Below are 15,236 nucleotides of genomic sequence, written 5' to 3' on the forward strand. Positions count from 1 at the left end.
TAATCCCTATTTAGTTTTCCAATTCATCCACCTGCTTACGCAGGCTAGAACGGTAAAGGTAAGCACCGATAAGACTCGAGATAATAAACAGCCCGATACTGATCCCCAGTTGGTTATGATCAGATAAGCCTATGCCCGCGCCCGCAAAACTGAATATCAGCATCTGCGGCAAATAACCCAGCACGCTGCCAAACATAAATCCACCAGCGGGGATGTGTGTCGCCCCCGCAAACAGATTCGTCAGCAGATTACTGCCCACGGGCAACAGACGGATCATTAAGACTTTTAACCAAGTCCGCTGAATGATCAGCGCCTCAAACTTTTGTAAACGATTGCCAAAACGTCGTTGCAGACTGCTTCGAATGGTTAATCTCGCGGTATAAAACGCCAGCACACAACCCAGCAATGCCGCTAAGGTGGAAAATAAACCACCATAGATTCCACCGAGGGCAAAGCCGAATACAAAGGCGATCACCTGCCTCGGCCCACCGACAGCGGTAAACAAGGCGCCAACCATCAGCAACACCGCCAGCGCATAGGCCCCTTGAGCGGCAATAAAATGTGCTACCCAATTGCTATCGGTTACATGCTCGAATAACCCTTGCTGGGCCGCAAACATTAACACCAGCAAAATAAAGACGATAAAAATCGCCTTATAGAGTCGCTTCATCTTAATCGTGCCAGCTGGTTTCGCTACGGGCGACCTTAGCGATTTTCGCCCTGCGACCGAGCCACATGACGCCCATGATGTCGACAATCCCGACCCAGACCCGATTCCAAGCGGTATATTTAGACACGCCAACTTGGCGATCCCTATGATTAACCACAGAAATAAACACTTCGCCCCCCATGCGGCGCACCAGTGCTGGGATATATCTGTGCATATGGTCGAAGTAAGGCATGCGCAGGAAGGTTTCGCGGGGGAAGAGTTTTAAGCCACATCCGGTATCGGGTACGCCATCGTGTAACAGTGCATCACGCACTTTATTCGCAAAGCGGGACTGGAATCGCTTCCACGCCGTGTCTTTACGGTTTTTGCGATAACCGGCAATACAAAAGTGTTCGGCATGAATTTGCGGCAATTGGGCCAACATGGCGGGAATATCCGCAGGGTCGTTTTGCCCGTCAGCATCTAAGGTGACAATGTATTTACCGCGGGCATGTAAAACGCCAGTGGAAATAGCGGTACTCTGGCCCGTACTGCGCTCGTGACGAATGGCTTTGGCATCGCATTGCATTACCTCTGCGGTGTGCATAACTTCACCAAAAGTGTCATCCTGACTACCGTCGTCGACAACAAGAATTTCAAACTCAGTCAACCCTTGCAGGGCTTGGCATATCTCTTTCATTAATGGGCCAATATTGCCCACTTCATCTTTGGCGGGGATCACGACTGAAATCACGTTAAGGCTCCAAGCTTAATAACCATGAGTACGGTAACATAGGATTGTGGCAAACAAAAATCTGCATTGATAGGATGTTATGAATTAAACGGAACGCGAGCCCAGCATTGTATACGGGTGAAAATCGAGAAAAGAGCATTTAATTTGGAACTGTGAATTTCATCGAAATGACATATTCTAATGCCGCAGAAAATGCTAGTTTGGGAAACAAAATGCCAAACTGTATAAAACCTATGAACATAGTTGTAGTTGGAATGGGCTATGTTGGCCTATCGAACGCGGTTTTACTCGCCCAGCAAAACCATGTAGTAGCGATTGATTTGATGCCCGAGCGCATCGCATTAGTTAATGCGCGTAAACCGACGGTCGCCGACAGTCTGATTGAAGAATACCTGCAGCATAAAGCCTTAAATCTCAGTGCCACGAGCGACAAAAACGTCGTTAAAGAAGCCGATTTTGTCATCATAGCCACTCCTACGGATTACGACCCACAAACCAACTACTTTAATACTCAGTCGGTCGAACGGGTGGCCAAGGAAGTACTCGCCCTGAATCCTGACACCACCATTGTCATCAAATCGACTGTGCCAGTGGGTTTTACCAAAGGGCTGAGAAGTAAACTCAACAGTGACAATATCTTATTTTCACCGGAGTTTTTGCGTGAAGGTAAGGCGCTTTACGATAACCTGCACCCCTCGCGGATCATAGTGGGTGAACGTTCAGAGCGCGCCCAAGCCTTTGCCGATCTGCTTGCTCGCGCCGCCATTAAGCAAGATATTCCGATTTTACTCACAGACAGCACTGAGGCTGAGGCGATTAAGTTGTTTGCCAACACCTTTTTAGCCATGCGCGTCGCCTACTTTAATGAGTTGGACACCTATGCGGAGAGCCGAGGGCTCAACACCCGCCAGATTATCGAAGGTGTATGCTTAGATCCGCGCATCGGCGATTACTATAACAATCCTTCCTTCGGTTATGGCGGTTACTGCCTGCCCAAGGACACTAAGCAATTGCTGGCCAACTATAACGATGTGCCTAACAATCTCATCAGCGCCATTGTCGATTCCAACACGACCCGCAAAGATTTTATCGCCAACGCGATTATCAGTAAGCAACCGAAGCGAGTGGGGATCTATCGCTTAATCATGAAATCCGACTCAGACAACTTCCGCGCCTCGGCGGTACAAGGTGTGATGAAACGCATTAAGGCCAAGGGCATCGAAGTCGTGGTCTATGAGCCAGTACTCAAGGAAGACGAGTTTTTTAACTCGAAAGTGATCCGCGATTTACATGAGTTTAAAACCATGTGCGATGTGATTATTTCTAACCGTATGGCCAATGAACTCGAAGATGTCGCCGCTAAGGTGTACACCCGGGATCTGTTCCATCACGACTAAGCGTCCAAAATATAAAGGTTTACTATGAAATACTTAGTCACAGGCGCCGCCGGATTTATCGGCGCTAAAGTCAGTGAGCGCCTCTGCGCACAGGGCCATGAAGTTGTCGGTATCGATAACCTCAATGACTATTATGATGTTGGGCTAAAGCTAGCCCGACTGGCACCGCTCGAGGCCTTAAGCAATTTCCGTTTTATCAAACTAGACTTAGCCGACAGAGACGGCATTGCGACATTGTTTGCAGAACAAGGTTTTCGACGGGTTATCCATCTCGCCGCGCAGGCTGGAGTGCGCTACTCCCTCGATAATCCCCTCGCCTATGCCGATAGCAATTTAGTTGGGCATCTCACCATTTTAGAGGGCTGTCGCCACCATAAGATTGAGCATCTAGTCTATGCCTCTTCATCCTCTGTGTATGGCTTGAATCAAAAGATGCCATTTTCGACCGAGGACAGTGTCGATCATCCGATATCCCTGTACGCGGCGACCAAGAAAGCCAACGAGTTAATGTCGCACACTTACTCGCATCTCTATCAGTTACCCACCACAGGCTTGCGCTTTTTTACCGTGTATGGCCCATGGGGACGACCGGATATGGCCTTGTTTAAATTCACAAAAGCCATTCTCGCGGGCGACACTATCGATGTGTATAACCATGGCGATCTCAGCCGTGATTTCACCTATATCGACGATATCGTTGAGGGCATCATCAGGGTGCAAGACAAACCACCTCGCCCAACACCCGACTGGCGTGTAGAAACCGGTACTCCGGCGAATAGCAGCGCACCCTATCGCGTATTTAACATAGGCAATGGCAGCCCGGTGCAATTGCTGGATTTTATTACCGCACTCGAAAGTGCACTCGGCATTGAAGCTAATAAACAATTCTTACCCATGCAGCCCGGTGATGTGCATTCCACTTGGGCCGATACCGAAGACCTGTTCAAGGCAGTGGGTTATAAACCCCAAGTGGATATCAATACTGGGGTGGGCAGATTTGTCGAGTGGTACCGCGCGTTTTATGCGAAGTAAGCTCTCTGAGAAAACAAAAAGGCCTGCTGATTTGCAGGCCTTTTTATTGGATTAGCGCTTAAAAACGGTATTCAAAACTGCTGAAGAAAGTCGCATTAGTATCGTTTTCTTGTACATCAAATTCCGATCTCGATACTGTACCGCCCAGACTCCACATGCCCTTCCACACCGGCATACGGTAAGAAAGTTCCAGCATCAGCAAGTCTTCCTTCGGTGGCTGTGGCGCCCATGCGGTCGCCACGTTGGTGCCGTCTTTATTCAACTTGGCATAACGCAGTAGCGAGGTAAAACCACGGCTGTTATGGAACTGACCAACCAAACCAAACACAAAGACTTGGGCATCGCTATCATAGGTCGAACCTAAAGCTCTGCCGTAGTAACGCGCTCCACTGAGGTAAACAGGATCTTCATAGAAGCAGTTAGGCTTGCCATCACACTCGACAAAGGTATCCGAGTATTCCATGAATAACTTGAATTGCTTACCCGATGTACCGAAATGGGTATCTATCCCCCAAAGTGAGCCGCAATCGCTGCCGTTTTCACAGCTATGCTCAAGGTACAAACCAACGGGGATATCCTGCCAAGTGTCGGCATAACGTAAATCGATGCTCTGGGTTCTATGGCCCGCGTCACGGCGTTGATCGGCCAAGCAAGAATCCGAACCGTCTATGCACACCGCATTGCTTGCCACCGAGTCCCACCAGGAATCGAAGTCGCAATTCTGCCCTTCACCACAAAATAGTGTTGACCAAGACAAGCCAATTTCTAGCTGCTGAAGGGGTTTGGCGGTGAAACGCATATCCCATTCAGCCGTTTTAGGCACGGCACGCTCTTTTTCAGCCATGCTAAAACCGGTCTTGAAGGTCCAAGGCCCAATCCAAGATAACCATGGCGTTTCAAAGGCGGCGGCATTATTACGGCTGAGCGACAGTGACTGCATTGGACGCGCATTGTTAGAGCGATGCAATGCCGAATCAAATCCCGGCCCCCACCATTGCTCAACCGTACCTAAGGTCGCAATCCAGTTACCCATGATGACAGCAAAGTAAGACTCATCGAGACGGAAGTTTTTGTTATCTTGCGGATCGTACGTCTCAGCAACTGTGGTTTTATAGGCCACACGTGAGCCTAAATACTCGTAGGAGGCTTTAGCCTCACCCTTTTCACGGTGGTCGGAGCCATAATGCTGGAAGCGAGCGGGATCGGTCGCCTCCGAGAGTTTAACCCTAGCATTGCTGCGATTATCGACGGCATTTTGATAGTAAAAGTTAACTCGGGCAAAGGCTTGCACTAATCGGGGAGACAATAGCTCGGGTTCGACTTTAGCTAAGTCACCACCAATACCAGACCACATCAAGGGAAAGGTATTCACTGGCACACGGATCACGCCCGCATCGGCCAGTGCTTGAATATCGGCTCTTAAATAAATGTCCGAGGCATCCACCCAAGGGGCGGCAGCAACGGAAGCAGAAAATAGTAAACCAGATGCAACGCTAGCAGCGAGGATAGAGGGGGTCAAAAAAGCCTTCATAACATCCTTTTCATTATCATCGCGAGGCCTGATGCCTCAAAGGTTTTATGGAAATACTCAGCTTTATCAGGATTTTGCGAGGTTAAGCTTGGCGGTCAACGCGCTTGCCACCTCAGGGTGTACAAATTGACTCACATCGCCGCCATGCAGCGCGACTTCCTTTACTAAGGTGGAAGAAATAAAAGAGTTTTCTTCGGCCGGCGTTAAAAACACGCTCTCAAGATCAGGGCTTAATCTGCGATTCATGTTGGCCAATTGGAATTCATACTCAAAGTCGGAAACCGCACGCAAACCACGCACCAGCACACTCGCACGCTGTTCCTTGGCAAAATCCACCAGCAGGCCCGAAAAACCAACCACTTCCACATTATCCAAATGGGCTGTGACGCGGTTTACCAGCTCAACGCGCTCCTCGAGGGTAAACCTTGGCTGCTTAGATGGATTGGCCGCAATGCCAATAATCACATGCTTAAACAACTTAGCCGCACGCTCAATCAAATCGGCATGACCATTGGTAATGGGATCGAAGGTCCCAGGATAAATCGCTCTTGTATGCACTTTGCTGACTCGACTCAGATAGATACCCAAAAATCATTGCCGCCAGTCTACTCGTTTTAGCCACTTGAGTGAATCATCCCGATAAAAACCGCTGAAAATCCCGTTAAAATTGAAATACTGGCAAGAATTCCTCGGATTAAGCCCATGTAAAGGCATGAACTGATATAATGCCGACTCGCTATATATTGGCTTAAGTAGGCAGCGGCTTTTCGTCCAACCTCGATGGATTGAAACCACACCACAACCGATTAAGTCCACGTAATCAGAGCACTTATATGAAAAAAATCGCCATTTTTTGCCATAACTTTTTCTCGAACGGCACTGTCAAAATCGCCTTATCCCAGGCCGAAGTGCTGCAGGAAGCCGGGCAAGATGTTCACCTCTTTGTGTTCCATAAAGAGGGGGATTTTATGCCGCCAGAAAATGTGACGATTCATTACCTGTATGAAGCTGGCCAAAAGCCAAACCTACAGGAACAAAGACAACGCCTGCAGGCCAAGGTGGCCGAAGCGGAACAATCGGGTAAGTTCTCGCTTTTTTTAAGTAACTCGACCGACTGCGATGTGGTTGTTTCCGGCTGCGATTTCGACCCCTGCTATTATTTTTGCCACTGCGCCCTCAAGCAAGAACTCTTGATGGAATTAAAGCGTGGTCCAGTGCATTTCTGGCGTCGCTGGAAAAAGGCCAAGGCACTGATTGGCAAAAAGATCATTACAGTTTCCAATGGCATCGCCGATGAGCTCAGAGCCACTTCCTGGCTCAAACCACAAAGCGTTCAGACCATCTATAATCCCTTTAGATTGGAGGAAATCCGCAAGAAGACTCATGAAGAAATTGCCGAGATCCCAAGCGAGCCTTATATGATCCATGTCGGCCGCGTGACACGGCAAAAACGCCACGATATTTTGTTTAAGGCACTCAGGGATATGCCAACGGCCCCTAAGCTTGTCCTGCTTTGCAACCGCCCCAAGAAGGCACGCAAACTCGCCAAGAAATACGGTGTCGAACACAGAATCATCACACCAGGGTTTCAACACAATCCCTACGCTTGGATTGCCAAAGCCGAGTTGATGCTACTCAGCTCAGATTTTGAAGGTTTACCGACCGTGGTGATTGAGTCTTTAGCCTGTGGCACACCTGTCGTCAGTACTGACTGCCCACATGGGCCCAATGAAATTCTCACAGGGCATTTAGCACAATATCTTGTCCCCGTTCGCCAACCAGCGCTATTGGCACAAAAGGCACTAGAATGTTTGGCCTCACCACCCGCTTTAGACAATCTAGAAATATTAAAGGCCGTAGACAGCCAATATATTGCCGCTCAATATATCCACTTAGCGCAATAAATTATCAATTTTAATGAGAACGCCACTCCTTATATTGGCGTTCTAATTAAATCGCAACAAATTGATACAACATGGCGCCCGCTAAAATAACTATCAATATAACAAATGTATCAACAAGGCATTAATACCTACATACTTTTTCATTAAAGCGATACAAATTAAAAACATTTGTTGAACACTTGATTATATAAAACCGCGTTCTGTATTAATTAGATCATTATTTAATTGATCGCCAGAATTAAAAACCTCAAAATATTCCGCTTGGAATAAATTTATCTCACAAACGGAACTGGTGAGTATTTTTGGGGTGGTTATGAGTAAGCTAAAGGTCGCTTTATTAGTCGATGAATATTTTGGTGGTACAGGTACAGTGTACGGTGGATACGGCTTTCTTGCCCGTCATCTGATCGCCAAACACTTGCCCAATGAGAACATTGAAGTAGAAGTACTGATAAAAAAAGATTGCAGCAAACAGCGATTAATTCCCCGTCGTTATATGATCGATGGTATCAAAGTGTATCGTCTTGCCGCTAAGTTTATGGATTTTCTTAATATTAGATTCTTAAAAAAGAAAAACTATGATCTTTTCTTATCCATCGAAATGACGACCCATTCCTATCGTATTCTTAAAACAATCCCCAATATCGATAAAAAGTTGTTGTTCTGGGTTCAAGATCCACGCCCCGATTATGAATGGGACGAAATTAATACAGTAAAACTCTTTCCTGAGAAAAGTTATTGGGATAGCAACATTTATCAGTTTGTCCACGACTTATGGGCTGCGGGTAAAGTCTCGTTTATTTCTCAAGCACGTTTTCTCGATAGAAAAGCACGGGATCTCTACAACCTCGACGATAAAACCGAGATCAAATACTTACCTAATCCTATCGAGATTGATCACAGCTTCGATGTCGAAACCCATCCGAAGAAAAACCACATTATCTTCCTCGGCCGCATCGAGTCGGTTAAGCGTGGCTGGTTGTTCTGTGAGATAGCCAAACTGATGCCAGAATATGAATTTTTCATGCTTGGTCAATCCTTTAGACAGTCGAAGAAAAACCAATCCATCATGAATAACTACCTCGACATCCCTAACTTACACTTTGTGGGGCATGTGGAGGGCGAGAAAAAGGCGCAGTTGATTAAGGACGCTAAGATTTTAGTGAATACCTCAATCCACGAGGCGCTACCGATTTCGTTTTTGGAAGCCTTATCCTACGGAACGCTGCTCGTGAGCTGTCGTGATCCCGATGAACTCACCAGCCAGTTTGGGGTATTTACTGGCACGGTGTTAGGGGATGGTTTCGATAAAGTCCCACTCTTTGTCGACGGTATCCGCCATTTGATGGAAAACGAGCCACTCCGCCAAGAGCTGGCGCTAAAAGCGGTGAACTACATCAAAGCGACTCACAGCATTGAAGATTTTCAGAAAAATATGCAAGAGATTATCTTTAAGCTGGTCGAAGAGACTAAAGCGCAAAGCTAAAAACAAGGCCGACACTATGTCGGCCTTACTTTTTCTTAAAACAATTTCCAATAGCCTAACTTACGGCGCATTTTAAAGTGTCGCAGTAAGTTCAATGGCTTAGGTTTCAGCCAAGCGGTTCCCTTATCGATCAAGGCATCAGTCGCCGCGAGTACACGCTGGCTAGACTGACCATCTCCCTTGGGATGGATTTGATTGCAATAATCATGGATATGCGCCATCAAATCATCGGGGCGGCTAAGCGCTCGAGTGAGTGCAGGTTCAATCTCTTCGACTCGGTTAATATCGATTAAATGCGCCTTCGGTGACTGATTTTTAAAGGTAACTACAGGCTTACGCTGCATTAAAAACATCAATAAAATCGAAGAAGTATCGCAGAGCATCACATCTCCCGCCTGCAGAAGCGGGATCACGTTGTCGGTTTCCACAAACTGCAGATTCTCATTTTCGAGAGTCTTGTATTGCTCAACAATACTTGGCTTCATCTTAGGGTGGAATTGTACCAACCAGCGCCACTGGCTCTTTTGCGACAGGGCTTTAATCTGCTCGAATACCTCAGGGGCACAGGTCAGACTAGGGGAGAATGTAGAGCAAAACAGCACTACGGGCCGTGGATCATCGGGCTTAATGTAAGGATTATCTTTATTTTCAATAAATAAAGGATCGAGCGCTGGCCAGCCCGTTTCGGCCACGGTAAAGGTGCCGATTTTTTTCTCTAGCTCAAGGAAAGGCAGCGTCGTCGCCGGCCCCTGAGTGCAATACAAGTCAAAGCAATCGCGGATTTCGAAGTGATCTTCTCGCCCCTTATGATTCATTTTGCCCGCATTAAAACCGTGGAACACCCCCACTTTTACTCCAGGGATAAAGCTTGGCACTACATTACCCGGCACGAACACGGCATCGGGTTTCCATGCCTTAACGGCATCGATATCGGGTAAGCGTTTTTCATCCGCTTTAAGGAATTTGGGGTCGACCTCACGGCCTTCGAGAAACCAACACGCCTCATCGCCACGCGCCAGAATCACTTGCTGCAGCGGCCTTAGCATCGCATAGGAATAGTTCTGTGCGATGTAGAACAAATAACGTCTTTTGTTTGATTTACGCGCTTCCACCGCTTTCTCCTTGGGTAAATTATTTCGCTAGCGCGAGATATTGTTCGGCAATCGCAGTCGCATCCACCTTAGCTAAAATCTCCATATTATCGAGGGATGGCGGCTGGGCGACCACAGCGTCAATCATCTTGGCCAAGGCCGCAGGATTACGACGGGGCACAAGATAGGGAGCCAAATTTCCAGTCAAAATCTCATTCGGCCCATGTGGACAATCGGTACTGACCACTGGCGTGCCGCAGGCTAAGGATTCGATTAATACCGTCGGCAATCCTTCGAAATCGGAACTCAGCACCAATGCTTTCGCACGTTTGATCCAAGGAAAAGGATTACTCTGGAATCCAGGAATGATTAAGCGCTTCTCGATGCCGTATTTCTTCGCCGCTTTAATCGCCTTCTTGTGGTTATGGCATAACAGCACCACGGGTAACTGATTTTGGGTCTGTTTAAGGGCCTCAAACAACACATCGTGGCGCTTCTGCTTAGCAAAACGCCCCACGTGGATAAGATAGTCACCCTGAGGGATTTGCGGATTATCTTGCAGTGATTGAGCAACAATCTCATTAAATTCAAATGGATTGTAGATAGTTCGCATTGATGCAGGCTGCAAACGTCCCTTAGCTTGGATCTCTTTGGCTATGCCGTTGGACACAGTGATCAAATGCTGGCCATTGAGCGCTTTTTTCGCTCGCAGTTTCTTATAGTAGGCGAAGGGGCCTAACTTAAACTGACGACTCAATTCTTCTTCAACCGATGAGTGCACAATCACATAGAGTGGTGTCACCCCGGTTTTGGTCATCATCAAGTTGGTTTTATCAAGATTGGATAAAAACAGATCGAACTTACCGACTCGGGACTCAATCTCGGCAATCTTGGCTCGTAACTTATCGACCGATCCCCCTAGGCGCCCGAAGTGATCATAATCTTTATCTTTGTCGGCAAAGCATTGATGTACAGGTAAATTGTCTGGGGTTTCGTAATAACGATTATCTTCCATGACCAAAAAATGCGGCTCATGCCCTAGGCTAATAAACTGCTTTGCCAAGGTAATCATAACCTTTTCGGCTCCACCACCCGCTAAACTGTCGATGGCTATGGCTATCCGCATGATTTTTCTCCTAAACGATAATCTAAAACTCAGGGTGACAGGCTAACAGTGGTTAACTGTGTGTCTGCTGAATAACCTGATCAAATTTATCTATCACGGCTTCAACACTAATTAGCGCCATAAGGTGCTCACCCTTAGCACGGGTGCCCCATTTCACCTCACCACTTTGTTGTGAGGCGATGGCCTCTTGGTAGGCACTCACCACATATTGCTGTGATAAATAAGGCCCAGTGCGGCCTGGGTTGGAATGGGCATATAAACCTATGACTGGCGTCCCTTGCGTGACCGCCATGTGTGCAGGGCCAGTATCGGGCGCTAGCACTAGGCTGGCGCGTTTCAGCAGAGCCAGCAATTGAGTCAAACTGGTTTTGCCGACTAAGTTATCGAGTTTGGCAGAACATGCATTGGCAATATCGTCGGCCAATGTCTTTTCAAGTGCTGTAGGGCCACCGCAGAGAATGACTCGATAACCCTTATTCACCGCATGTTGTGCCACGGCGGCATAACGCTCGGGCAGCCAATTACGCTCGGCTTTACTGGCGGCCGCGCAAATGATTAATACCTTCTCGCCATCGGCAATCTGGCGCTGGGCAAATTCAGTATCCGCCTGAGGGACTGGAATATTCCAACTCGGGGTGATATCGCTAACGCCAATCGCCTTGGCGAATCCCATAAAGCCGTCCAGCACATGGGGCTCAGCTAAAGGTTCGACTCTATGATTGGTGACCAGCCATTGACCTTCTTTGGCGCGGGCACGGTCGAATCCGACCCGAATCTTTGCCGAAATCGCGAGGGAGGCCAAGGTCGCACGCAGCGCCACTTGCATGTGCAACAAGACATCGAAGCGACAGCCTTTCAGCGCCTTATGCAGATTAAAGTAACTGCGCCAGCCCTGGGATTTATCGAAAATCACAAACTCAATACCGGGCAAGTGCTTTAATAGTTGGTATTCGAGCTTGCCTATCACCCAAGTGATTTTGAGCTGGGGATATTGGCGTTGAATCGCCTGCACCATAGCCACGGCATGACAGACGTCACCGATAGCCGATAGCCTAAGCAGGCAGAGAGAATTCATGGTGTTGGGATTTAAACTCAAGCGAATAGCTCTTAAGGTTATTTGGCGCAAGCTAAGGATCTTAATGTAGAATGGCCGCAGGTGCCACGCTTAAGTCAACAAATCTCCCATGAACGCACAAATCAAAATCATAAATACCGCAGATGGCTATATGGCACTTTGCCAAGATACGCCTGAATACATCACTCCGGCTTGGTTTTCGGTGGATTTCTGGCGTGAAAAAGCCGCGGTAGTGGGATCATCCAAGGGACGTTACACCACTTGGTTTGTGGCCTTTAGCGAGCGCCATTGGGTGTTGCGACATTACTGGCGCGGCGGCCTGATGGAGAAATTCAGTAAGGATGCCTACTTCTATACCGGACTTGAAAACACCCGCGCCATGGGCGAATTAAGGCTGCTCGATCTGCTCTACCGCGAACAATTTGCGGTGCCTAAACCTATTGCCGCCAATATCCTGCGCGATGGTTTGTTTTACCGTGCCAACATTATTATCGAGCGGGTCGATGGCGCCGAAGACTTGGTCGCCAAGTTAACCAAAGGCGCCATGACTCCTGAGCAGTGGCAAGCACTAGGCGCCACCATTGCCCAATTTCATCGCCGCGGTGTTTACCATGCCGACTTAAACGCGAAGAATATTTTATGGCAACCACAGCAAGCGGATGGCGTACAAGAACGTTTCTATCTAATTGATTTTGATAGGGGTGAAATCAAAACGCCCAATGCCCAATGGCAAAAGGCGAACCTTGAAAGGCTGCTACGCTCCTTCAATAAAGAACAAGGAAAACAGCCAACACTTGCCTTTACACCCGCCGACTGGGCGGCTTTGCTCGCGGGCTATCACTCCGTGATCCCCAAAGCCTAATCACCTAAACGGCGTTAGGCTGTTTGGCACGCGAGTAACGATTCGGCGAGAGCAAACTGACGCTGCAAGGCACCACGATTAGCCTCTACCACGGCAAGGCCTGCCTCAGCGGCTTGTTGGCGTAAAATCGGCTGCTCAAAATACTGAATTAAATTATCCCCCAGCGCTTGGCCTGAGTTCACAATTCGCAAGCCACCCGCATCTGCCAACATTTGAGTAATTTGGGCAAAGTCCCAATGGTTTGGCCCAACCATCACAGGCACGCCCATGGCCACGGGTTCTAAGGGATTATGTCCACCATTTTCAATTAAGGTCCCACCCACAAAGGCTTGATCGGCAGCGCCATAGAAGGTTAACAACTCACCCATGGTATCGCCCACCAGCACCTGCGTTGTGGCGGTTATCGCTTGAGCATCACTGCGGCGTACAAATTCAAAACCTTGGTTGGCAACGACGTCGGCCACCGCCGCAAACTGCTCAGGATGACGCGGCGCAATCACCAATAACGCCTCAGGCCATTTAGCGAGCAGCTGCTTATGGGCGCTCAGCATGGCATCAAACTCACCGGGGTGAACACTCCCCGCTACCCATACGGGCGCAGTCTCTTTTCCCCAAGTCTGCCTTAGATCTCGCGCTAGGGTTAATCGTTCAGGGGTGATACTTAAATCAAACTTCAAGCTGCCGCAAACAGTGACTCTATCAGCAGGCACGCCAAGGTCGATAAATCGCTGCGCCTCGGCTTGGGTCTGCACCGCAACCACATCTAAACGTTGCAACATGGGGCGACTCAACTGTGGACGCTTGGCATATTGCGCCGCCGATTTGGCCGACAACCTAGCATTAGCAAGCATCAAGTGCACGCCGCGCTTAGCCGCCAGCGCCACAAGATTCGGCCACAGCTCAGTCTCCATAATGATGCACCATTTAGGGGATAACTGGCGCAGAAAGCGGTTCACACACCAAGGTAAATCGAAGGGTAAGTAGCAATGCTGCACTTGATCACCAAAGGCTTTACGCACCTCAGCAGAACCCGTCGGGCTTGAGGTTGTGACCGTAATTTTAAGCTGTGGATGCGCCTGTTGGATCTGGCGGATTAACGGAATCGCCGCCAGCGTTTCGCCCATAGAAACCGAGTGGATCAGTAAATCCGTTGGTGCCAGTCGTGTTAATCCGAAACGTTCGCCCCAGCGGCCACGGTAATCAGGGCTTTTAATGGCACGGAACGCCAAATAGACAATGAGCAGAGGGGATAATAGATAAAGCAGCACACTGTAAAAAAATCGATTCATAAAAATCGTGCTTATGAGTTTTTGCCTGATGAATAGCGGCAATGTTAGCATAATATCCCCAAGCATCCTCAAGATACGAGTTTCAGCCTCTTGAGATTGTTTGGGGATATCAATCGTATTGAATTCTTGTTCATTGGGATGAATCCATACGATTTTAAATTAGGGATAATTTACCAGCAGTGTAGCGGTCGTTGGTTAGCCTTCTTTAATCAATTTGTAGCGTTCACTAGCCACTTGGAAAACATATGAAAACCCGCGACAAAATCATCTATGCCAGCCTTGAGCTATTCAATGAGCACGGCGAACGAAATATCACCACCAATCATATTGCCGCTCACCTGAATATGAGTCCCGGGAATCTTTATTATCACTTCCGTAATAAGGAAGACATTATTCGATCTATCTTCAGTCTCTACGAGGCGCACCTCGAATCGGGATTTCAACCCTATGAAGGCGAGCAAGTCAATGTAGAGCAATTGATCGGCTATTTCGATGCGATGTTTTATACCCTGTGGCAATTCCGTTTTATGTACGCCAATCTGGCCGATATTCTCGCCCGCGATGAGGAATTAAAAAGCCGATATTTGCACGCCCAACAGCAAGTGCTAACACGCTCGAGTCACGTGCTCGGTAAACTCAAGCAGGATGGTTTTTTAAATATCGACAATGACAAAATCACCCAACTTGCCGACACCATTAAGATGATTGTGAGTTTCTGGATTGGTTATCAACTCACTCAGTCCAGCACTTCCACCATCACTAAAGGCATTCTATACGAAGGTGTACTGCGGGTATTGATGATTTTTAAGGCCTACGCCACACCAACCTCTCAAGCAACTTTTAGCCGTTTAGAGCAACACTACCACGAGCTAGCAACCCAAGATTCGCTCTAATCGTCCCGCGCTGTCGCATTTAGCACTAAACTCAACAGGTTAAAGGTGCTAAATGCGGACTCAATTTATGCCCTCTGCGGTGATGCAACCCTCAAGCCGACCATGTTGCACATTAGTTTTTATAATGTAACACCCCCTTTAGCCCTA

The 15,236-nt window shown here is 48.0% G+C and carries 14 protein-coding genes; 6 read left to right on the forward strand and 8 right to left on the reverse strand.

All coding sequences use genetic code 11. From position 1 onward, the window contains the following. Positions 1-10 precede the first annotated feature (10 nt). Positions 11-670, reverse strand: a complete 660-nt coding sequence (locus CBX96_RS18280) for a TVP38/TMEM64 family protein (RefSeq protein WP_109287642.1) — start codon at positions 668-670, stop codon at positions 11-13. Position 671: 1 nt separating this feature from the next. After that, a complete protein-coding gene (locus CBX96_RS18285) occupies positions 672-1,403 on the reverse strand; it encodes a glycosyltransferase family 2 protein (protein ID WP_011624605.1) in 732 nt (243 codons plus the stop codon). Between the two features lie 233 nt (positions 1,404-1,636). Between CBX96_RS18285 and CBX96_RS18290 the strand changes: the two genes are divergently transcribed. Continuing rightward, positions 1,637-2,800 (forward strand): nucleotide sugar dehydrogenase, encoded by a 1,164-nt coding sequence (locus CBX96_RS18290; protein ID WP_109287643.1) that lies wholly within the window; start codon positions 1,637-1,639, stop codon positions 2,798-2,800. A 24-nt stretch (positions 2,801-2,824) separates the two neighbouring features. After that, positions 2,825-3,832, forward strand: coding sequence for an NAD-dependent epimerase (locus CBX96_RS18295; RefSeq protein WP_109287644.1), 1,008 nt, complete (start codon positions 2,825-2,827; stop codon positions 3,830-3,832). A 58-nt stretch (positions 3,833-3,890) separates the two neighbouring features. Here the strand turns inward: CBX96_RS18295 and CBX96_RS18300 are convergent, their stop codons facing one another. Then, complete coding sequence (locus tag CBX96_RS18300) at positions 3,891-5,363, reverse strand: capsule assembly Wzi family protein (RefSeq protein ID WP_109287645.1); 1,473 nt, start codon at positions 5,361-5,363, stop codon at positions 3,891-3,893. Positions 5,364-5,429: 66 nt separating this feature from the next. Further along, positions 5,430-5,921 (reverse strand): pantetheine-phosphate adenylyltransferase, encoded by a 492-nt coding sequence (gene coaD / locus CBX96_RS18305; protein ID WP_109287663.1) that lies wholly within the window; start codon positions 5,919-5,921, stop codon positions 5,430-5,432. A 275-nt stretch (positions 5,922-6,196) separates the two neighbouring features. Between coaD and CBX96_RS18310 the strand changes: the two genes are divergently transcribed. Together CBX96_RS18310 and CBX96_RS18315 are read left to right on the forward strand one after the other, a co-directional pair. Continuing rightward, positions 6,197-7,267, forward strand: coding sequence for a glycosyltransferase (locus CBX96_RS18310; RefSeq protein ID WP_109287646.1), 1,071 nt, complete (start codon positions 6,197-6,199; stop codon positions 7,265-7,267). Positions 7,268-7,580: 313 nt separating this feature from the next. Continuing rightward, entirely contained in the window at positions 7,581-8,753 is a 1,173-nt protein-coding gene (locus tag CBX96_RS18315) for a glycosyltransferase family 4 protein (protein ID WP_109287647.1), read from the forward strand. Between the two features lie 35 nt (positions 8,754-8,788). Here CBX96_RS18315 and CBX96_RS18320 read toward each other — a convergent pair whose 3' ends face one another. The 3 genes from CBX96_RS18320 to CBX96_RS18330 are packed head-to-tail and all read right to left on the reverse strand — an operon-like array spanning position 8,789 to position 12,066. Further along, a complete protein-coding gene (locus CBX96_RS18320; protein WP_109287648.1) occupies positions 8,789-9,865 on the reverse strand; it encodes a CDP-glycerol glycerophosphotransferase family protein in 1,077 nt (358 codons plus the stop codon). A gap of 19 nt (positions 9,866-9,884) precedes the next feature. Then, positions 9,885-10,970, reverse strand: coding sequence for a glycosyltransferase (locus tag CBX96_RS18325; protein WP_109287649.1), 1,086 nt, complete (start codon positions 10,968-10,970; stop codon positions 9,885-9,887). Positions 10,971-11,022: 52 nt separating this feature from the next. Beyond that, positions 11,023-12,066: a glycosyltransferase family 9 protein gene (locus CBX96_RS18330; RefSeq protein ID WP_109287650.1), complete on the reverse strand. Its 1,044-nt coding sequence runs from the start codon at positions 12,064-12,066 to the stop codon at positions 11,023-11,025. Between the two features lie 88 nt (positions 12,067-12,154). On the opposite strand from CBX96_RS18330, the gene CBX96_RS18335 reads away from it, so the two are divergent. Then, positions 12,155-12,907, forward strand: coding sequence for a 3-deoxy-D-manno-octulosonic acid kinase (locus tag CBX96_RS18335; protein WP_109287651.1), 753 nt, complete (start codon positions 12,155-12,157; stop codon positions 12,905-12,907). A gap of 14 nt (positions 12,908-12,921) precedes the next feature. Here CBX96_RS18335 and waaA read toward each other — a convergent pair whose 3' ends face one another. Next, the gene (gene waaA, locus CBX96_RS18340) at positions 12,922-14,196 is read right to left on the reverse strand and encodes a lipid IV(A) 3-deoxy-D-manno-octulosonic acid transferase (RefSeq protein WP_109287652.1); all 1,275 of its coding nucleotides are present in this window, start codon (positions 14,194-14,196) and stop codon (positions 12,922-12,924) included. 245 nt (positions 14,197-14,441) lie between these two features. Between waaA and CBX96_RS18345 the strand changes: the two genes are divergently transcribed. Next, positions 14,442-15,089, forward strand: coding sequence for a TetR/AcrR family transcriptional regulator (locus CBX96_RS18345; RefSeq protein WP_109287653.1), 648 nt, complete (start codon positions 14,442-14,444; stop codon positions 15,087-15,089). The last annotated feature ends 147 nt before the right edge of the window (positions 15,090-15,236 follow it).

The organism is Shewanella sp. BC20, assembly GCF_003129585.1.
Lineage (GTDB): Bacteria > Pseudomonadota > Gammaproteobacteria > Enterobacterales > Shewanellaceae > Shewanella > Shewanella seohaensis.